General features: G+C 33.2%; 14 protein-coding genes. 3 read left to right on the top strand and 11 right to left on the bottom strand.

The features are described from left to right. Positions 1–8: 8 nt before the first annotated feature. The 9 genes from BN349_RS02310 to BN349_RS02270 all read right to left on the bottom strand — a co-directional run bounded on the left by BN349_RS02310 (position 9) and on the right by BN349_RS02270 (position 13,931). Positions 9–1,226, bottom strand: a complete 1,218-nt coding sequence (locus tag BN349_RS02310; protein ID WP_019240656.1) for a M20 family metallopeptidase — start codon at positions 1,224–1,226, stop codon at positions 9–11. Positions 1,227–1,509: 283 nt separating this feature from the next. Then, positions 1,510–1,809, bottom strand: coding sequence for a DUF5983 family protein (locus BN349_RS02305; protein ID WP_019240655.1), 300 nt, complete (start codon positions 1,807–1,809; stop codon positions 1,510–1,512). A gap of 494 nt (positions 1,810–2,303) precedes the next feature. After that, positions 2,304–7,340: a SpaA isopeptide-forming pilin-related protein gene (locus BN349_RS23105; protein ID WP_019240654.1), complete on the bottom strand. Its 5,037-nt coding sequence runs from the start codon at positions 7,338–7,340 to the stop codon at positions 2,304–2,306. Between the two features lie 28 nt (positions 7,341–7,368). Then, positions 7,369–7,950, bottom strand: coding sequence for a class D sortase (locus tag BN349_RS02295; RefSeq protein ID WP_019240653.1), 582 nt, complete (start codon positions 7,948–7,950; stop codon positions 7,369–7,371). A 714-nt stretch (positions 7,951–8,664) separates the two neighbouring features. Further along, positions 8,665–10,548, bottom strand: coding sequence for an FtsX-like permease family protein (locus tag BN349_RS02290; protein ID WP_019240652.1), 1,884 nt, complete (start codon positions 10,546–10,548; stop codon positions 8,665–8,667). Continuing rightward, positions 10,535–11,290 carry an ABC transporter ATP-binding protein gene (locus BN349_RS02285; protein ID WP_019240651.1) on the bottom strand — a complete coding sequence of 252 codons (756 nt, stop codon included), beginning with the start codon at positions 11,288–11,290 and terminating at the stop codon, positions 10,535–10,537. The genes BN349_RS02290 and BN349_RS02285 overlap by 14 nt, the downstream gene beginning before the upstream one ends. Positions 11,291–11,389: 99 nt before the next feature. After that, entirely contained in the window at positions 11,390–12,400 is a 1,011-nt protein-coding gene (locus tag BN349_RS02280; RefSeq protein ID WP_019240650.1) for a sensor histidine kinase, read from the bottom strand. After that, positions 12,397–13,080: a response regulator transcription factor gene (locus BN349_RS02275; protein WP_232423502.1), complete on the bottom strand. Its 684-nt coding sequence runs from the start codon at positions 13,078–13,080 to the stop codon at positions 12,397–12,399. Before BN349_RS02275 ends, BN349_RS02280 begins: the two co-directional genes overlap by 4 nt. Before the next feature lie 368 nt (positions 13,081–13,448). Next, positions 13,449–13,931, bottom strand: coding sequence for a DinB family protein (locus BN349_RS02270; protein ID WP_019240648.1), 483 nt, complete (start codon positions 13,929–13,931; stop codon positions 13,449–13,451). A gap of 204 nt (positions 13,932–14,135) precedes the next feature. On the opposite strand from BN349_RS02270, the gene BN349_RS02265 reads away from it, so the two are divergent. Both BN349_RS02265 and BN349_RS26545 read left to right on the top strand, forming a co-directional pair. Then, positions 14,136–15,902, top strand: coding sequence for a S9 family peptidase (locus tag BN349_RS02265; RefSeq protein ID WP_019240647.1), 1,767 nt, complete (start codon positions 14,136–14,138; stop codon positions 15,900–15,902). A 305-nt stretch (positions 15,903–16,207) separates the two neighbouring features. Next, positions 16,208–16,333, top strand: a complete 126-nt coding sequence (locus tag BN349_RS26545) for a hypothetical protein (protein WP_019240646.1) — start codon at positions 16,208–16,210, stop codon at positions 16,331–16,333. 376 nt (positions 16,334–16,709) lie between these two features. Here the strand turns inward: BN349_RS26545 and BN349_RS23100 are convergent, their stop codons facing one another. Beyond that, entirely contained in the window at positions 16,710–19,016 is a 2,307-nt protein-coding gene (locus BN349_RS23100) for a family 10 glycosylhydrolase (RefSeq protein ID WP_019240644.1), read from the bottom strand. 427 nt (positions 19,017–19,443) lie between these two features. Continuing rightward, the gene (locus BN349_RS02245; RefSeq protein ID WP_019240643.1) at positions 19,444–20,865 is read right to left on the bottom strand and encodes an N-acetylmuramoyl-L-alanine amidase; all 1,422 of its coding nucleotides are present in this window, start codon (positions 20,863–20,865) and stop codon (positions 19,444–19,446) included. Positions 20,866–21,376: 511 nt separating this feature from the next. Between BN349_RS02245 and pnuC the strand changes: the two genes are divergently transcribed. After that, positions 21,377–21,859, top strand: coding sequence for a nicotinamide riboside transporter PnuC (pnuC, locus tag BN349_RS23095; protein WP_019240642.1), 483 nt, complete (start codon positions 21,377–21,379; stop codon positions 21,857–21,859). The last annotated feature ends 262 nt before the right edge of the window (positions 21,860–22,121 follow it).

Below are 22,121 nucleotides of genomic sequence, written 5' to 3'. Positions count from 1 at the left end.
GTTAGCCCTCACTCATTCAAGAAAATTAGTGCAGCTGATCGATAGATTTGTGTTGTTATCGCTAATTCCTCAATATCGACATATTCATTAATATGATGAGGAATCTCCCTATCTCCCGCTCCTGTTGTAATAATTGGAACGCCAGCCAGATGAAGAAATGTTCCATCGGTCGCACCCGGTACCCCATTATAGACAGGTCTCAATCCTGTAACATTGCTATACGCTTTAGCTACAGCTTGAACAATAGGGTCATCTTCATTGGTCATAGTCCAAGGTCGATCCTCAATCACTTCAAATTGCGCTTTAAAATCTGGATCATCTAACGCAAGCTGATCAAAAATACTTTGTATCTCTCGCTGAATCTGATTATGATCTTGTCCTGGAACAGTACGTATATCAAGAGCTGTCATACATTGGTTTGGAATAACATTAATTTGAGCATCACCAACTACAGGAGCCTGTAATATGGTTGGCGTTATACTTGGATAACCTAATTGTGGATGCTTTCCTACTCTCATTTTTTCTCTTTGTTCCAGTTGATCAAGCTCACAAATAATTTTCGCCATTCGAACATTAGGATTTATTCCACTTAAAGGAATTGCTCCATGTGCCATTTTTCCATGCACGCGGATTATTACCCTCATAGCACCCTTTTGACTGACACATATTTGGTTTTCTTCTGGTTCACAAATGATAGCGCCATCTACATTTTGTGCCCATCCATTTTTAATAAAATGCTTAATACCTAGCATCATTCCTTCTTCATCACAAGGAATGCACAGAATGATTCTTCCATTAACCTGTTCATTATCTAAAAGAAGAGATTCTACAGCTGTAATTGCACACGCCAAATTTCCTTTCGTATCATTTGTTCCTCGGCCGTACATCTTACCTTTAACAATTGTTGCACTAAAAGGATCATGTTCCCATAAAGAACGATCCCCTTCCGTTACTACATCTGTATGTCCCTCAAATAATAACGTTTTACCTTTCCGCCCCGAGTCATAGATGGCAATTACATTTGGTCTCCCTGGAACAACTTCCTCTACATAAACTTGTAAACCAATATTTCGTAAATACTCTGCTACGAAAGACGCTACCTTTTCTTCATTGCCATCTTTCTGATTAGGACGATAAACACTAGGTATTTGAACTAAACTTTGCGTTAGCTTCACAACTTTTTCCTTATCTCTTATGTAACGTGGATTTTTATCAAACTCAATCATCTGCATCCCCCTTACTAATTGGTTTACTCTCTACTTACTAACGGAAACAATCTTTTACAAAAACGAATAAATCATATAATATTTTTTAAATATTCTGCAAATAAAAGATTTATTTTTAGTATAATCGGATAAATAAGAGAAAAGCATTGGACTAAAAGTAAAAAATATTTCATCAAGTATTTTACATAATGACAAACGATTTACACCAAAAAAAGCTGAGGTTGACTCAAAAGAATTTATCAATCACTTTTAAGTCAGCCACAGCTTCATTTTTAATAGATGTCTATTGATATTGAGGTAATTCTTCCATTATGTCTCCTTCACGATCAATCAATATCCATTTACATTTATGTGTAACCGCATAATTATAAATATCAAAAAATTCTACAGGGATCGAATGAGTCACTTTAATTTCTTCAGTGAAAACTCTTTCATTAACGGGTATAAACCATCCGTCTCCTACCTTTTCAAAAACACTTACATCCATCTTCCCTTCTGCGGAAAGCAAGGCTTGTTTTATTAACCAAGTTTCAGTTTCTTTCGTAATATGGGCTGTTGATAAAGATAATATGTTTTCAATCATGTTGAGTTCCTCCCTTTCTGTTTCTAATTCTAATCCATAGAACTACCAAAATATCGTAAAATACAAGATGTGATGACTTCTACAGATTAAATAGTTGCTTTTTCTATATACCCATAAAAAATTTCATTTAACAACTTGGATTTAATTACCACATTTAGCAAGAATATATGTATGGAAGTAAGTTAATTAAGTAGAAGATTCTAATAATCTATATACTTATGAATAAAGTGAATGGGCTATGTTTAATTCCGCTACTGGATGCTCGCTTTCCGCAGGGTGGGTGGTGAGCCTCCTCGGAACATAGTGCCTGTGGGATCTCACCTGTCCCGCTGCTCCCGCAGGAGTCTCGCACCTTACGCTTCATTCGACCTTTTTATGCTCATTTTATTCATCGTACTTAATAAAAAAAATATAAACTTTAAAAAACAGCCTATAAAAAAGAACTGCTTATAAGCCAATTTTAGTCGACTTATAAAACAGTTCCTTTTTTACTTTTAAGCTTTAGTACGTCTTCTATTAAACATAATCACAAATCCAATTAGGATTAACACTATACCTGCAACTATAGTACTTGTATTAGATGCTTCACCTGTTTTAGGTAATGATTTTCCCGATTCATGTTTCGAATCATTATCTCGGTCGATGGTTTGTTGATTTGAGTGATTGCCAGTTTGGCTTGAGCCATCTGTACCATTTGGCTTACCTGAGTTGTTCGGATCCGAGTCATTCGGATTGTTTGGATTGTTCGGGTCATTCGTTTTTACTTCATTTTCAAAAACAACTATAGTATGTTCACCTATTGCTTGGTTACTCTTAATTTCAAATTCTATTGGCTTACTGTTCAAGATATAACCAGTTGGTGCTTTTGTTTCAACAAATTGATACTTTCCAGGCTTCAGATTCTCAATGATTAGCTGACCACTTTCATCCGTTGTTAATCCTGCTAATTCTTGATTGGATTGATTTTTAACGATTTTTTTGTTTTCGTTTAAAAGGCTGAACTCAGCTCCTTTTAGTTTTACATTATGGTTACCAGCTTTTACTTTTGTCAATTGTACTGATCCTAAAATTAATTGGTTTTCAGCTTGTAACTCCACATAATCATGCTCTGTGTAGCTAGCCTTAATCTCAAATACCATTGGTGCGCTATCTAACTGATAACCAAATGGCGCTTTTGTCTCAACAAATTTATATTTACCCGGACTCAGGTCTTTTACAACCAATTCTCCGTTTTCATTTGTTGATAGATCTTTTAACTCTTTTCCTGCTTGATCTTTTACAATTTGATCATTTTCATTTAGTAACGAAAACTCTGCCCCTTTTAGTTTTAAAGAAAGATTACCTTTTTCAACTTTTACAAGCTTTACAGAGCCTGTTAATAGAATAGCCGGTGGTATCAAGGTGTTCTCTTTTGTTACTTCAACATGTTCTTCCGGTTCTTGATTTTTCTTAATCTCAAACGCTATTGGTTTACTATCTAATAGATAACCAGCTGGTGCTTTTGTTTCAACAAAATAATATTTACCTGGATTAAGGTCTTTAACGACTAATTCTCCATCTTTATCTGTTACTAAACCTATTAATTCCTTACCTGAAGAATCTTTAACAATTTTATTGTTTTCGTCTATTAATTTAAACTCTGCATCCTTTAATTTGATATCTTTATTTTCAGAACTCACTTTTGTTAATTTCACAGATCCAGGTATTAATTTGTTCGTAACCGTTAATTTCAACGGAACATCATTTATAATCTCGAATTTAATAGGTGTTGAGTCAAGAACATAATCTGCAGGAGCAGCTATTTCTACTAGATAATAAATACCTGCTGCTAAACCTGTAGATTTGAGCTTTCCATCTTGACCAGTAACTAATCCAGTTTTCACAGTATTACCATCTGCATCTTGAATATCAAATTTTGCACCAGGAAGCGGTGTTTGATCAAATAAATCTTTTTTCTCTAATTCAATCGAACCTACATAGATTTCATTTTTCGCAGTTAACTGCAAGATTTCTGTTTGTTCTTCACCGATTGTAAATGTAATTGGTGTTTTGTCCAGCTGATATCCCTTTGGTGCCTTTTGTTCTACTAACTGATATTTACCTGGCTTTAAATTACCTTTAGCTAGTTTTCCATCTGCTCCAGTAGTTAATACTTCATCACCTTTATAGCCGTCACCAGCATCATATTGAAGGGTGAAAGATGCACCTTCTAGCTTCTTATTATTATCTTTATCGTCTACTTTTGTTAGCTCGAAGCCTTGTCGTAGTTCTTTATTCTCTATAGTAAGAGTAGCAGTGTCTTTGCTAAATATTATTTCTTTACCTGACTTATAGTCTTGTGAAATTACATAGCCACTTGGTGCAAACACTTCTTTCAGCTTATAAGTCTTATATTTATAATCTTTAAATACAGCTTTCCCATTCTCATCTGTTGTTACTGTTTCAAGTAGCATAGTTCCTGATTTATCATACAATTCAAAAGTAGCACCAGCCAATGCCTTCTTATTATTATCTGCATCTACTTTTACAATCGTAAAATCACCTTTACCTGCAATACTTGCTCCGCCACCAGCTCCTTGAAAATCCGCTTGGAAGCTTTCATTATCACTTTTATCAATTACGCCGTCAAATTGTCCAGCGAAGCTAGCGTTGTTGCTTATCGTTTCATTATGATTAGCGTTAATGAACGATTTATATTGTAAGAAAAACGCAGAAGTCACTTCTTTTTTGAATGTTAAAGTAAATGTATTTTGTCCATTTACTGTCGCAAACTCAAGAATATAATCACTTGGATCTACTAAAGCCCCTTTTGTTAACGTACCATTTTCAGCTACAGTCGCTGCGTATAGTTCAAACGATTTATTAATTAAAATTTGATTAGCTGACAATGTATCAGTTAATTTTGCTCCAGCTTCAATGGTTGACTGACTACGATTTATATTTATTGTCCAAAGTGCTAGATCTGATTCAACCCCTGTGCCTTGCTTACCTTCTTTATTAATATACTCTCCACCATGCTTAGGATTAACAGTCGCTGATTGATCAAACAAATTCACTCCTTGATCTCCATCTTGCATCGTCGCATGATTTTTATACTCCGCTTTAACCGTTTGATTTTTAAGACTTGTTTTATACGTGATTCTATAAGCCTTATTAATTTTACCTAGTTTTAGTTCAAAGCCATCATTTTTCTCCGCATTTTGTAAAGGTTGAGTTAATGTATAATTTTCTTTTGAAACCAGATTTCCGACTTTTACACCGTCATTTGAGCCGGTAAGCTCTAATTCATAAACCTGTAAAGAATCTGGTACAAATGTTTGAATACCAGTATAGAAATCTCGGATAATCGCATTATTCACTTCATAAAGATTATAGTTCACATCAATTGTCCAAGTGATTTCTTTTGTTTGGGCATTATATTTACCCGTTTTGTTTCCATTATTTTTCGTATAATTATCTGGATCTAATGTAGCAGATTTAGATATAGATGTTTGCTTTATTCCATTTTCTGTCCAATTTAAAGTGGCATTATTTTTATAACCACCATTAGGAATTTTTTTAGTTGGATCAAATTCTGTTTTATACGTAAGAACATGACTTGATGTTAACGGCTTAAGAAAAGTAATTTTGAATCCTTCATTATACTCTGGATTTTCAACCAATTTGTAATCCTTACCTGCTTCTAATATAGTAGTTCCAGTTTGAATAACTAAGCTATTAGGATCTAACTTTAGATTTTTATCCTTATAACTATCTGTAATCACTACATCATTCATTTCTTTGTTGTCATCGTTTAGATTGATTTTCCATTCAATCGTTTTCTTTGCATAATCAACTTGTCCACGATTTTTCTTAAAGATAACCTGATTAATATCTCTTTTTGCCTCAGTTTTTGTACCATCATATATTTCAACATTGTTCTTAACTGTGTATTGATCTTCATGCACACGATTTATCGCTTTTGTTTGGTAGACGATTTTGTATGCTGAATTAATATCCTTATTAAAATTTAATACAAAACCATGGCTAGCATCTTTATCCACTGTATATTCTGATTGTGGAACCTCAGACCCTGTTACAGTCGTTCCATCATCATTAATTTTCACATTGTAAACAACCAATGAAGACGGTAAAAATTCTTGATGATTTTTATCGAAGTAATCTTTGATCCAGGCGTTATTCTTTTCAATGGATTGTTCATTATAATTGTATTGAATTTCCCATGTAATTGTTTGAGTCGATGAATTGTAGCCTGTGGAGCTTTTCGACAAGGGTTTACTGAAATTCACGTTCACACTTGTTGAATCATCCATTGTAATAGGCTTATCATTTTCTTTACCAGTTATCGTAGCTTTATTCGTATAAGTTTTAGTATAAGGCTCTACTATTATAGGCTTAACATTTGTTGTATATATTACACGGTATGCTTTATCGATATCTCCAAAAGCAATTTCAAAACCGTTTTCGTTAGTTAGGAGATTAGGTGTTACATTAACAGCATCTGTAGAAGGAACAACAGATCCGTCCAATTTAACCGTTAACTCATATACTTTGATAGAATCTTTTATAATTTGTAAATCTTCTGTTTTTATATCTTGGAAGTAATCCTTGAATGTTGCATCCTTAATGCTCTTTTCACCTTTGTTAAAATCAACGACCCATTCAATTTCATTTGGATTCATTTTCTTGTTTGCAGTACCTGTTTTCTTCATTTCATCGCCTTTGCCTTTGAAATGAACAGGAATAGTAGTAACAGAGCCCCCAAATGTAAAATCGATAGGCTGTTGTAAACCTCCAGAGAATTTACCTGAATCAAAGTCTCTCCAAATAGTGAAATATCCTTTTTCTAGACCTTGGCCACCATTAATTTTTTCGTTAAAGGTAAAAGTTACTTTACCCTCTGGAGTCACTTCATAGGTTCCGACTTCTCCACTCAAATCTCCATTTAGTTTACTAGTTAATTTAAACTTTTCTGGAAGATTAAAAGTAAAAGTATCACCTGCTTTATAACTATGACCAGATATCAACTCCCATGTAAAATCAATCTGAACTCTAGAACCTTGGTCCGGACGAATGGTCGTGATATTATTGCCATCCTTGTCCTTCATAACCACACTTGTAATTAAATTTTCTTTAATTTGTTCACTTGCCATTTTGACTACATTTTGTTTTTGGTCCTTTTCATCTGTTACTGACTTGCTCTCTGTAGCCACTTTTACATTCTTTTTATCTAATTCTAAAACTTTTGAGTCTGTGTTTGAAGGTTCTTTTTGATTCGTTTGATCTTCTACTTTTTCTTTATTAATATCTATAGATTCTTTATCATCTAAATTAGAATCTATTTGTTCATTAATGTCTTTTTCATCGGTTATATCAATTTGATCTATATTAGTTGGCTGCTCTTGTTGTACTTGATCATCTGTTAAACTAATTTGATCACCATCTTGGGCATATGATATTGGAGTCATTCCGAAAAAGCTTTGACTAATTAAAAAGAAAGCCATCACAACAATTGCGAATTTCTTTTTCATTTTGCCCCCCCCCCATTTCTCTCTTTTTTTAACCTTTATGCTTTAATCTAGCTTGAACAATTAACCGATCTGTTGGATTTACTGCTCCTATTGGCGTACAAGTTACTAGGGTTATAAAAGGTTCTTTTTGATCATTTAGCACTTCCACATCTGAACGATCTACAACAAATTTATCAACAATTAAAAATTGAAAAGTTCCTGATTTTGTTTTCACTTCAATCTCATCTTTAGGCTCTAGTTCGTCTAATCTATTAAATTGTTTTCCTCGTGTAGCCCCGCGATGCCCAGCTAAACCGACGTTATTTTTCCCAATTTCCTTATCCGATTGAATAATTCCAACTCCTTTACTTAAAGAAGACTTAGTTGCTCCTTCAAGGATAGGCATTTCCAAATCAATTTTAGGAATTCTAATAACACCTTTTATTCCTTCTAACTTTTCTTTTGGTACAGTACTAACTGATGTTTCATCTAAATCCGTCATTTCTCCAAGATTTTCAAAGGTTTCTACTAACTCTTTTTCCTTAGCATCTGATACTTGTTTTTCTAATTGAGGATAAAAGATTAGGAATAGTCCAGCAATAATAAACACGATACTCCATAAAAAACGCAATTTTTATCCCCTCCTATAAACCCTTTTCTCTAAAAATCACTTCCTTTAACCTCTTTTTCATCCATTCTTCCCCTTAATTTTTACCCTTGATATAAGAGCTGAAATCTCACAGCTTCTAATAACCAGAAATTACTATTCTTGTATTATTAGGATGATTCTACTGTTGTTTATAAAAATACAGATTATTAGACGGATAAAAACTAACATTTACACTACCCTTATATGTCTTAATAGGTAAAATTGTACAAGCATGATCTTCTTTTGACCTAAAAACAATATTTAATGGATAACCACAACTTTTCTCATTATGTCATAATCAATATGTTGATTCCAATATTTCACATCAATATTATTGTATGTAGAATTTTCTGAATTTAAAATGAGTAATTTGTCTTATTAGGTCTAAATTTAAGGGGCGTTTTCTATAAAAATTGTTGCATTTCATTGTGTTCGATGACTATAGCCAGTGATTAAAAAGGTCGGTTGATTGGAGCGTAAGGTGCGAGAATCCTATGGGAGCAGCGGGACAAGTGAGACCCCATAGGCACTTTGTGCCGAGGAGACTCACCGCCCGCCCCGTGGAAAGCGAGCATCTTGGAGCTGAATTCAACTATTTGCACACCTTGTTAATAGGTAACAAAGTGTGCGAAAACAGCCTATAAAAAAGAACTGTTCATAAGCCAATTTTAGACGACTTATAAAACAGTTCCTTTTTTACTTAGTAATATTCAAATACTTTCTTACAGTCATTAGATAATACAAAACATATAGAATAGAGAATCCGCCAACAGAAATTAGACTCACATAGCTTCCTTCTAAATTTAATAAATCTGTAATGGCACAGCCTGCAACGAAGCTATGAAGTACACCGACGATAATAGGCAGCATAAAGAAAATCGCTACTTGTTTATAAACAGTCTTTTTAATAAAAGCTTCTTCTGTTCCTATTTTTCTTAAAACATCAAATTTTTCTTTATCTTTCATTGCATCTGCTATGCATTTGAAATACATGATGCTACCAATGGATAATAAGAAAACGAGGGCCACAAATACTCCTAAAAAATACACTGTATTAATAAAATCATATTCACGCTTGTCAAACATATCAGCACTAAACATATTCACGTTCGAATGTTTTTTTACATACGTGGATATTTCTTTCGTTTTATCAAAATCTTCTAGTGTAATTCCTTTATACTTCATCATTGTTTTTTTACTTAACGCTTTTTGAATCGCTTCAAAATCTTTATCGTTTACAACAATAAGCGTTTCTTGCGTTAACTGACCTAATAAAGGTGCTGAAAAGTCATCAGTAATCTGTAAAGTTGTTCCTCCAATTTTCAAATCCTCTTTTACTGAATATCCTCCTACTAAATTTCCTGGATAAATTACCATTGCTTTACCTTCAGTAGGCTTATTCTTTAGTATACGGTCCTTAAATTTAATATCTTTATGGCTAATCATTTTCTCAATTTCAGTATATTTCACAAAGGAGGCCTCGTTAATATAGGCATGTAATTTTACTTCGTATGGAATTAAATGAGCTTCCACTTTATAATCTATCTTTTGTCCACTCGCTTGAATAGCCTTTTGAATTATTTCGTCATCGCTGTCGTTCTCACTAATATATGAAACACTATATGGAACTTGATCCGAATAAGCATTTGTAAATAGCTCTCTCATTGAGGTGGATACAATGATACTTGTTAAGCAGCATGTAATGAGAACTGCTACGGCCCCTAATGTTTTATTATTGTCTCTTACTCTGAAAACAATATTATTGTATGTGACAATATTACTGTTTTTATAAAGGAACTTTTTATTTTTTACTTTTCTAGATAAGTAAAATGAGAAAAATCCTTTAAATAATAATCCGGTTCCTATAATAATCAACGTGACCGTTGCAAAAATGGCAATCATAAAATCTATATGAAATTCTTTATACTTTAGAATGAGAACATAAGAGAAAAGTATAATAATTAAGCCGCTTAAGCCAGCTATTGTTTTATTCTTCGTAAGATCTACTTGGTAGCTTTTCGTTGCATTTAATAATTTCGTAATATCAGTTCGTACTAAGCTAATGTACTCTTTTATCGACACAATCAAAAGTATAACACTAAAAACAACGGCTGTAATAACCATGCTTGGCACATTAATTTCAAATTTCATGACTTTATCAATATGCGCAAGCTTTACAAGAGCCATCAAAAATAGCTTATTAATGACAATGCCTCCAAGAATCCCACCAATTAAAGCAATTAAACCTACTAATAATCCCTCAAACGCAAATAATGCAGCAATCTTGCTATTTTCGATCCCCATAAACGTATAAATACCGAATTCTTTTTTCCGCTGTTCGACAAAAAATTTACTAGAATAGGAAATAAAGAATATAAAAAATAGCGTTAATACGTAAATGCACAAATAGGCTATCGTACTGATCATTTGAACAGTAGATATACTGCGAAATTGTTCACTAAAACACAGGGTTATGAAATTATAAAAAACAATAATGGAAAAAACCATTGAAAAAATATACATACCATAGTTTTTCAAGTTTTGTTTCACATTCATGAGGGACAGTTTAAGATAGCTCATTTACTTCACCTCCCATGGATGTTAAAAAATCCATGATCTTTGTGAAAAATTCTTTACGATTGTTTCCACTATCAATTCGTGCGTGAAGCTTGCCATCTTTCATAAATACAACTTTTTTGGAATAGCTTGCACTAAACGCATCATGTGTAACCATTATAACGGTAACGCCAAATTGCTCATTCATATCTTTTAAACAATTTAACAATTCCGATGATGATTTCGAATCAAGTGCGCCAGTCGGCTCATCTGCAAAAATAATTTTGGGTGATGTAATCAATGCTCTTGCTGCTGCCACTCTTTGCTTTTGTCCACCTGATAATTCATACGGATATTTCTTCAAATGTGCATCAATTCCAAAAAATTCCGCTAATCTCTTCACTTCAGTTTCAATTCGTTTGGATGTTGCTTTTGATACGACTAATGGTAAAGCAATATTATCTTCTACACTCATACTATCTAACAGATTATAATCTTGAAAAATAAAACCGATGTTATCTCTTCTAAACTTCGAAAGCTCTTTATTTTTCAATGAATGAATATTATTCCCATCGTACAATACAGTTCCACTTGTAGGACGATCAACAGTTGATAATATATTCAATAGCGTCGTTTTCCCAGCACCAGAAGGGCCCATAATAGAGATAAATTCCCCTACTTCAACTTCAAAATTAATTTGATCTAATATTGTAAAAGTGTTTCGATGAGTTTTATATTCCTTATTTACGTTCTCAACTCGTAACATCTTAATCCCTCCAAATATGTTTTCTATACTTACATTGTAGAATCGTATGGATGCTCGTTCTATCGACTTCACTTACAATTTGAAGGGCGTATATTACATTTATGTCACATTGAAGTAATCTGAAAGCTTATAAAATGTAAGAATGACATCAGTTCCGTTATTTCTCTCCGATACAATCGTAATGTCATGGCTTAATTTATTCATAATTTTCTTTGATATATAAAGCCCCATTCCAGTTGATTTCGTCCTATTTCGTCCATTTTCACCTGTAAAGCCTTTCTCAAATACCCGATCTATTTCACTGGCACTAATGCCAATTCCACTATCTTTTATATGTAATTGGATAGCCTTTTCGTTTTCTTCTATATAAATAGTGATTTCTTTATTTCCAGCTATATATTTACAACAATTATGAATAATTTGTTCGATAATATGCTTGATCCACTTTTTATCACTAAGCACTGTATAATCCAAATGATTCATTTCCACATTAATTTGATTATAAATAAACAAATATTTATTTTTCCGAATGACTTCCTTCACAATTTTTCCTAAATTTATTTCTTCTATTAAGAAATCTGAACTATAATTACCTGCACGAGAAATGTATAGAGCCTGCTCAACTAATGCTGTAATACGATCTAGCTCAACCTTAATATCCCTCGATATTGTCATGTCATCATCTATTTCATCGACACGTTGAGAAATTATTTCTAAGACTGCTATTGGAATCTTCACCTGATGAATCCAATGTGTCATGTAATCATTGATTTCTCTTAGCTCATTTCGCAAACTCTCTATTTCTTCTGTACTTTCTTGTTGTTTTTTTTCTATTACCTCATCCAAAGTTCCTCTTGAAGCTTCTTCTTTACTCATTCTTGAATCAATATGTTGAAGCATTTCCGTTCTTTCCTTTATATATGTACGATAGTCTACCAACCAAATAAACAAAACCCCGACAAGCAAAGCCACTACATTTATATACAGAAGACTATTGATGGCTGATTTTAATGCAACATCTAACAGAATATTGACGTTGAAAAGAATCATAATCACTACGAGGAGGAGAATCATGAATTTACGATTTTTCAAATATTCCCAAATTATCATCTTATCATATATCCTTGCGATTTTTTGGTTATAATCCAATCTATTATGCCTATTTGCTCCAATTTCCTTCTTAGCCGATTCATATTGACAGTTAATGTATTTTCACTAATAAATTCATCTGTATCCCATAATTCTTCTATTATCTTTTCCCTCTTTACAATAGTTCCTTGTTTCTTCAATAAAATATGTAAAATCTTAAATTCGTTCTTCGTTAATTCTAATTGTTCTTGTTTATAATAGAGCTTTCCTTCAGCTATATGTAATGTAACATTACCACATCGAATCACATCATGAGGCAACTCAGGATTATATGAATAAGTCCTTCTTAAAATCGCTTGAACTTTTGCTACTAATACTTGGGGAGAAAAAGGTTTTGTTAAATAATCATCCCCTCCAACGTTCACGGACATAATAATATCCATATCACTATCTCTTGAAGAAATAAAAAGAATAGGAATCTTTAAAAACTTGCGTATTTCCTGACACCAATAAAATCCATCATAGGAAGGTAAATTAACATCCATCAGAACTAACTTTGGATTAGCTTCTATTATTTCTTGTGTAATATGTTCAAAATTCTTCACTTCTGCAACTTGATATCCCCATTTCATTAATGTGTTAGAGATTTCTCTACTTAATGCTTGATCATCCTCAACAATGAATACATCCAAAATGCTCACTTCCAACTCTTTTATAATTTATATGTACTTTTGCCCTAATTGTACCTTATCTAAAAAGACATCTCTATACTCAGAAAATCGCCTACTAATCTTACCCAACGAGAACAAAAGTAAACGTCCTGCTAGTCAGGAACATCGGCTAAAATCGCTACACCGTTTTGACCTACATCCTATAAACAAGCCAACTAGAAGCTTACTCTTCGCCCTTCTGGCGGATTGACTTCCGACCTCGAGAGCTGGAAACTTGAGCTAGAGTTCAACACTTTTGATAACAACCAATCCACAAGCAAAAATTTTATCATTTCCTATACAAAAAAAAGGATAAGTAAACGAATCTCGTTCACTTATCCTCGACTGGTATATGACTTTTATTTTCCGTCTCGATCATCTTTAGAAGGGCCATAAATTCCTGGTACTCGAACACCAGCTTGGTGCATCAGTACAGTCATTTGTCCACGGTGATGAATTTGATGACTTACTATCATTGATAAAGTAGCACCATTTACATTCTCATTTCCAAAAATCATGCTAGATGCAACAATATCTTCATCTTTCCATTGCTTTTGAATAGCCTCAGCCAAACCTTTACTTACTTTTTGATAGTTTGAAACAATTTCTTTTGCTGAAGACGGAACAGGTGCATTTGGTTCAGGGCATTCAAACTCCAAACCGGTTTGTTTAGCAATCACACCTACTACCGTTACAAGATGCCAAGCAATTTTTCCTAAGCTCCAGTATCCAGGTGCAATCTCTTGTTTTAAAGAATCATCTGTTAGTTGATTCATAGTCTTTTCTGTTAAGCCAGCTTCAATGGTCCATGTTTTTATAAATTGATCTACAGTTTGGTACATATTTTTCCCTCCTCGTATTTTCACCCCTATTATGTCACATTTATTCCCAAAATTCTCACAATGTGCTTTCAAACGTTTATTCAATAAATGATACAAACTTTTTCATCATCAAATTGCACTTCCCAATAGAATGTAAAGAAATTCCAATAATGTTATAGTAAAATAAAATTACATATTTTTACATTTATTCCAAGGAGTGTTTTGATGATATCTTTTCCAAAGCCTGATGTAGAGCAGTTTCTACAAACTTTTTCCATTGAGAGATTTGCAATAAGCCCTGATGAAACGCAACTTGTTTTTAGTACGAATTTAAATGGGAAGTTTAACTTATGGGGAATGGATTTACCCAATCACTTTCCTTACCCGCTAACATTTATAAATCAAAGCTGTCAGAGCCTAGTATATGATAAACAAGGCAGATTCATATTTGCAGGATTTGATCATGACGGTGATGAAAATACTCAACTCTACTGTATACCATTACATGGAGGTGCTATGACACCGCTTGTAAATATTGAAAATACACAACAATTTATACCTATCCCTTCTGCCGATGGTAAACGTCTTTATTACACTTCATCAAAAGAAAATCCAATACATTTAGATGCTTATTGCTTACATTTAGAAAGTGGAAATGAAGAAAAGATTATTGAGGGCAAGGATTCAGCAACTTTCTTAATAGATATTAGTCCTGACAACTCTACCTATCTTTACTATAAGCACTTTTCAAATACACATATGCTACTTTATGCAACAGATGGTGAAGATTCCATTCAACTAACTCCGTCAACTGACCATCAGTATACTTGTCATGCTGGCATCTTCACGTCTAATTCAATGATTTATTTTATCACAAATTATCAATCTGATTTTTCATATTTAGCTTCATTTAACTTAACTACTAAATCATTTAAAAAAGTTAAACAAATAGAAAATGAGAATTTCAGTAGCATGAAATATGATAGAATGAATCAATTATTATATCTCTCAGGTGAAAAAGGTGTAGAAGATTATTTGTATGTTTACGATTTACAAAATCAAATATTGAAATCATTATCTCTACCTTGTCAAATCATTGATCAGTTCGAATTGAGCGAATCTGGTAGGTTGTATTTATTAGGCAGGAGTGCGACATATCCTCAAAACATTTACTATCGTTATGAAAACAAATGGATTTCATTAACTCAAAACAAAGTTCCTGGTATTTCTTCAGACGAATTAGTTGAGCCAGATGTAATTACTTACCGTTCTTTTGATGGATTAGAAATTGAAGCACTTTTCTATAAAGCCAAACCTGAAAATCATAATGGGGAATTGATTTTATGTCCACATGGTGGACCGCAGTATGCTGAGCGAAAAATTTACGACTCTTATTTTCAACTATTATTGAATCAAGGTTATAGTATATTTGCACCAAACTTTCGTGGATCTACTGGATATGGTTTAACATTTACCAAAATGGTAGAGGGAGATTGGGGAAATGGTCCACGACTTGATTTAATCGCTGGGTTAGATTGGTTAATCGATAACGGTTATACGTCAAAAGGTAACAGCATATTAATGGGAGGAAGCTACGGTGGTTATATGGCTCTTCTTTTACATGGGCGTCATGCCGATTATTTCAAAGCAGTCATCGATATTTGTGGACCATCTAATTTATTTTCCTTTATTGATACGGTTCCAGAGTTTTGGAAGCCCGTAATGGATCAATGGGTCGGTCATCCTGAACGAGATAAAAAAAAGCTAATTGAATTTTCACCAATTACATACATAGACTACATGACAAAACCAATGCTTGTTATTCAAGGAGCTAATGATCCTCGTGTTATTAAAGAAGAATCTGATCAAATTGTGCAGGCATTAAAGAACAAAGATAGAATCATAGAATATATGGTGTTGGAGGACGAAGGACATGGCTTTGCTAAAAAAGAAAACCAAATAGCCGTTTACAAAAAATTCAATCTTTTTTAGAGCAATATATTACTCCAAAAATAAAATCATAATAGTCTAACATTGAAATGGGTGTATCTGAAAAGAAATTTATTATTACTTTTCAGATACACCCCTAAGCTTTATGTCTCTCCGTTTTGAATGAATGTTACGCGTTACGCTCTTGTGCATCACTTTATTTTACTCCTTACCCTGAGATAAGTAAGAATCTGCAAATCTCATAAAACACAAAAGGTTTTCATCACATTTCTTTTTGGACATTCTCGTTTTCCTTTCATTTTTAAGGGTATTCAATAAAATAGCACAAAAATGAGAGGTGAGCTTTTATGGAAAGTGTGGATTTATATAATCAAAAGAGTAAAAGTGTCTCCATATCCATAACCGCAACAGTAAAAAATCATAAATTAGAAATCTCTGGACAAGACTTAGGGTCTCTAGTGGAAGAAGTATAGGGAGACTACGAGCATGAATATTTTTATTCTTTATCAGAAGAAGATACCCAAAAACTACATTCTTTATTAAAAAGTACCTTTAATTCAAATAAAGAATTACTTCCTCTTGTTCAAGAAACATTCAAGGGGCCAGAATGTGAAGCTAAATTCAGAGATTTTTGTAACGAGCATGATATTCATTACAGCTTCTTTTCTTGCTGATAGATTGTATAAGTTTTTCGGAGGAAATCATGATTTTTAGAGTTCTATTCTACGTTACTGAGCGAATTATCGTTTTTCTGAGCTCACAGCCAAATTCTACTCTTAACTTATATTTTTTAGTAAAAAAAGGGACCAATATCTGCATATAACAGTACACTGATCCCTTTTTTATACTTTATTTGATTAATGAAGAATTAGGAACAAAACCAATAACACCTGATTGAGATTTCACTAAAGACCAGCTACCTACTTTGTAGCCAATCTGAACTTTCTCATTTTTTGTAAGTGTACCTAATTGTGTATATGCGTTTGATGGTCCTTTTCTAATAGAAAGGGTATTTGTATTTACTGACATTTCTTCATTAAAAGTAATGGATGGCTTAACACGTAGAGTGTAATCAATACCTCTTGCCAGAAACACTGCAAAATCTGCACGAATAATACTTAAATTTGCACCGAAAGTTCCATCACCCATACCTTGAGCTATTCCTCTAGAAATTAAAGCTTCTGCTGCACCAGCAGTTGTATTTCCGTAATTATATTCAAATGCTCTACTAATCATTAGCGCCATTTCGCCACGTGTTACATTTGCATAAGGTTTAAATGATCCGTCTTTATAGCCTGATAATATTTTTAAATCTGCAGCAGATTGAATATAGCCAGAAGCAAACATACTAGTACTTACATCATTAAATGTAGATTCTCTCTGTGTACCATCTAAATTTAGTGCACGCCCAATCATAGCCGCCGCTTCACCACGAGTTACATTTAAATTAGGATTAAAGTTTCCATATTTATCGCCACTCGTAATATTTCCTTGTGCTAAATACGTAATTTCCTTAAATGCTCTATGTGTAGAAGGGATATCTTTGAAAATAGCGTTTTCTCCAGGATCAGTATCTCCTCCAGGAGTCTCCTCTACTTCGCCAATCTTAGCAATTGCAGCTCCTTGACTCTCCACACCTGTTGCAGATACAGCTTTTACACCATATGTGTAAGTTTTATTCTTATCTGCTGTTTGATCTACAAATTCTGTAGTCCCTTTTGAATGATAAATAACATCAATAATATTTTTTGGATCTTGATAAGAACCTTCCTTACTTCCGTCAAAGCGATAAATAACATATTTTCTTGGTTGAGTACTATTTTGATCCGTAATGACTAACTTAATTCCCAATGTCTCGACATTTGCACGTACAGCAGTTGGTTTTTGTGAAACTGTGTTACCTTTCCATGGTGTAGCTGGTGTTAATGCTTTGTAGTTATACATTTGCTGTTTAACAATTGTCGCATAACCCAAAGCATTCTTCTGATAATCTTTTAAAGAAAAATGCATTTGCCCTTTAGCTACACCGTTTGCTCTGTTCGCTAGTATTTGATTTGGAAGCTCCATTTTATTATTCCATGCGCTATCTGAGTCGTTACCAACTTTATAATCGGCTACTCCAATATATAAATTCACTTGGTGAACTTTTGCATACGTTTCGACTTCTTTACTCCACCAATCTAATAATTTCGAATAATTGGCCACTGCTAAGCTTCTAGACCAATAAATTTGTGGGGTAATATAATCAATTGATCCATCTTTAATCCACTGTCTTGTGTCTGCATATAAATCATCGTAATTATTAACTCCAGCTTGTGTATCACTACCAGTCGGATCTAGAGATTTATTGCGCCACACACCAAATGGTGAAATACCAAATTGAACATGCGATTTGATTGATTTGATTTCTTCATAAATATTTTTCACTAATACATTTACATTATTACGGCGCCAATCATCAACTGTTTTAAAGGCGGCTCCATATTTTTTAAATGCCGCTTGATCTGAAAATTCTTGTCCAGGAATTTTATATGGGTAAAAATAATCATCCATATGAACACCATCAATATCGTAATTCTCTACTAACTCTCTCACTGTAGAGATTAAATAATTTTGGACTTCAGGCATCCCAGGATTCAAGAAATATTGGGAACCATATTTAACTACCCAGCTTGTATTCTTAATGGCAGCATTATCAGCTGACAGAGTTGATAATGATTGATTTTTCATTGTAACACGATAAGGGTTAATCCAAGCATGAAGCTCCATCCCTCTTTTATGTGCTTCATCAGTCATTATTTGTAATGGATCATAACCAGGATTTGTCCCTTGTTTCTTTCCTGTTATGTATGATGACCAAGGAGCTAGTTTAGAAGGATATAATGCATCATTCGTCGGTTTCACTTGAAAAATAACAGCATTAAAATTATCTGCTTTCAATTTATCCAAAGTTGACTTTACCCAAGTTGTATATTGAGATTGATTCATACCAGCCTTCATGTCAATATTCGTTACTGTAGCAATCCAAGCTGCACGCATCTCATTTTTGGGAAGTGAATTGCTCGCACCCTTTGCTTGAATAGGAATAAGAGTAACAAATAAAGCAAGTGTCAGTACTAAAGACATCATGCTCTTTAATATTTTTCTATTCTTCATATATAAAATCTCCCTTCCTAATAAAAATTTTGTCATATAATCTTAGACTTAAATATTTTAATATATTTCTCTATCAACATACAGCTACTATTATACTTAATATTTGGTATTATTGTATCTATTAGAAAAAAATTGATATTCTTTTTAATAAAATTACATAAATATTCGCAATTTTTTCTATATTACTAGGCTGTTTACACTAACTTTGCTTCCAATAACAAGATGATAAACCTACACTTAATTGCTTTATACACTGAACTTTTATAAAAATAATAATCTTTTTGAGAAATGTACTTTTAATTAGTTCGTGCACCTGTCTTGCTAGAATCAAATGATGAGAAATTTACTTTGATAATAAAGATTGATTCTTTTTTTGATCTCGTAAAAAAAGAGCCTAATTACTAGACTCTTTTTTATGTATTACAAATTATTTAACTACACTGTATAAATGATCTACAGAAAAGCCCTTTGCCTTATAATAATCTAAAATTCCTAGATAAATAGCATTAGCCGCTCTAGTACGATACGAATTGGAAGCTAGCTTTGCATTATCTGATTTATTATCGATAAAGCCCAGCTCAACAAGCACTGCAGGCATTGTATTCTCTCTAAGCACATGGAAATTACCATGCTTTTCTCCACGATCCTGCGTTTCCATAGCTACTACTAAGCGGTCTTGAATTTTAGTTGCTAATAGCTTACTATCACTTACATTTGGATTAGTAGCTTTTGAAGCTCCATAATAATATGTTTCAGAACCACTCGCACTGCCATTAAATGAGTTAGCATGGACACTAACAAATGTTGTCCCGTTCACTTTTTGCGCAAATGCAACACGCTCTGAAAGCTCTAAGAAAACATCTGTTTCCCTTGTTAACTTCACTGTAAATGGTGTTTGAGCAATTAGTTTTTTAACTCGTAAGCTTACATCCAACACAACATCTTTTTCTTTCAGACCAAAACCGATAGCCCCTGGATCTTGATTACCATGACCAGGATCGATCACAATAACTTCTGAAGATAATTCTCCATTATCAGATCCACCATCGCCACCTGAAGAAATAGTATTACTTAAGTATTTACTATTCACAAAACCAGTGAATTTATCAGATTTAATAAGTGTCCAATTCCCAACATTATAGCCAATTTGGACTATTTCGTCTTTATTCAAAGTGCCAATCGAAGGATAATAAGTCAGAGGACCCGTTCTAACATTCAATCCCTGAGTATTTACATACTTCTCACCCGAAAAAGTAATAGTAGGCTTTAAACGTAATTTATAATCGATGGATCTAGCTAAGAACACAGAGAAATCTGCTCGAATAATCTTCAAGCTTTCACCAAATGAACCATTGGATACTCCTTGTGCAATACCTCTTGACATTAAAGCTTTTGCAGCTCCTGATGTTGTATTACCAAAATCATAGCCAAATGCTCGACTTATCATGATCGCCATTTCACCGCGTGTAATATTCTCATAAGGCTTAAAAGTACCATTGCCATATCCTGAAATGATTTTTTTATTAACTGCGGACTGAATATAACCAGAAGCAAAGTTACTTGCTCCAACATCTTTAAAAGATGTTGAACGTTTTGTCCCATCCAAATTTAAAGCACGTCCAATAAATGCCGCCGCTTCAGCTCGAGTAACATTTTGATTTGGCAAAAATCTCCCATCTGTTCGTCCATTGACAATATTCCCTTGAGCTAAATACTCAATTTCTTTGTACGCACGATGCTTTTCATTAATGTCTTTAAAACGAGTCGCTGCTTCTGTTGATGTGTGACTAAATGCGAATAAAGCGGGTACTACTAGTAATACACATAGTAGTAATTTTGTAAATTTCATTCTACTAAAGTTTCCTCCTCTACCTAGATGTTTTCTAGTTGTAGGTTGACCTACCAAACATTAATATAACATTACTAAATTAGTATACGCTAGCGTTATTTAATACTAATTCATTTGAATTATATCAAAATAAAAGTTATTGAAGAGAGAAGAAATCTTAATATTACCAAATTGAAATATGACCGTAATAAAACAAAGAATCTACTACTATTCTAGTGATAGTCGTAGATTGGATTTGAACTATACCTATCACTTATTGAGCAGTTTCTTACTTAATTACTTAGCATAATGAATAGGAATATATTTTACTGTTCGGGACACATGTCTCATTTTAGATTGAATTTCGATTAAAAAATACTCATTTTCCTATTAATTAGCAGACACATGTCCTATATCTATATGTCCCTTATCTCTATACTATATGTATGAGCTCATGATTATCTAGTAATCACAAATAAAATTTGAAAGCGTTTACCAAAAATAAAAATCAACTAGAATAGGAGTATTACCAATGATTAAAAATCCACTTTTTGCTGTTATCGCAACCGTTCTATGTTTAATGGGAGGGCTAATTATGAAGGCCTCATATATAGAAATATTTGCTTCTATCGTGTGTGTTATAAATGTTTGGTTAATTGCTCGTGAAAAAGCAATCAACTTTTTATTTGGTGGTATCGCTGTTGTATGTTTCATGTATATATATTTCCTAAAGGGTTTATATGCGATGGTTGTCTTATCCATTGCTCAATTATTCTTTAATGTTACTGGCTGGTATTTCTGGGTTAAAAATAAAGGTGAAATTGAAGAAGTAGCTAATACGTCAAAATTAAGTGTAAAAGGAATGATCACATGGGCTGCTATTACTTTAGGTGCAGCTGCCGTTTGGTCTTATTTACAAATGACTTTAACTGATGCTGTTAGTCCATTTTTAGATGCATTAACTGCAGTAATTGGACTTGCTTATAGGACTTCTCTTTTTCCTATTCAAATTTAACTTATCCTGTAGTATGGTATTCTACTACACAACTTGACATATAACAGTATAGGTTTCCATAACTTTAGACTTGATTTTCACTAATATAGCGATTTTCTCCTGCGTCCCAACCCGCTAGAACAAGAAACAAAGTAAACAATAGCAGTATAAAAATAACCGATGTCCATGAATGCGTTACATCATGTAAAATTATAAAGAGGAAAGGCCCTAAACCTGCAATAAAATAACCAAAAAGAATTATCTTATAAGATACAAGTTATTG

The organism is Bacillus sp. AP8 (genome assembly GCF_000321185.1).
GTDB classification, from domain to species: Bacteria; Bacillota; Bacilli; order Bacillales; family DSM-1321; genus Bacillus_AD; species Bacillus_AD massilioanorexius.
This window is presented reverse-complemented; position numbering and strand designations above follow the sequence as displayed.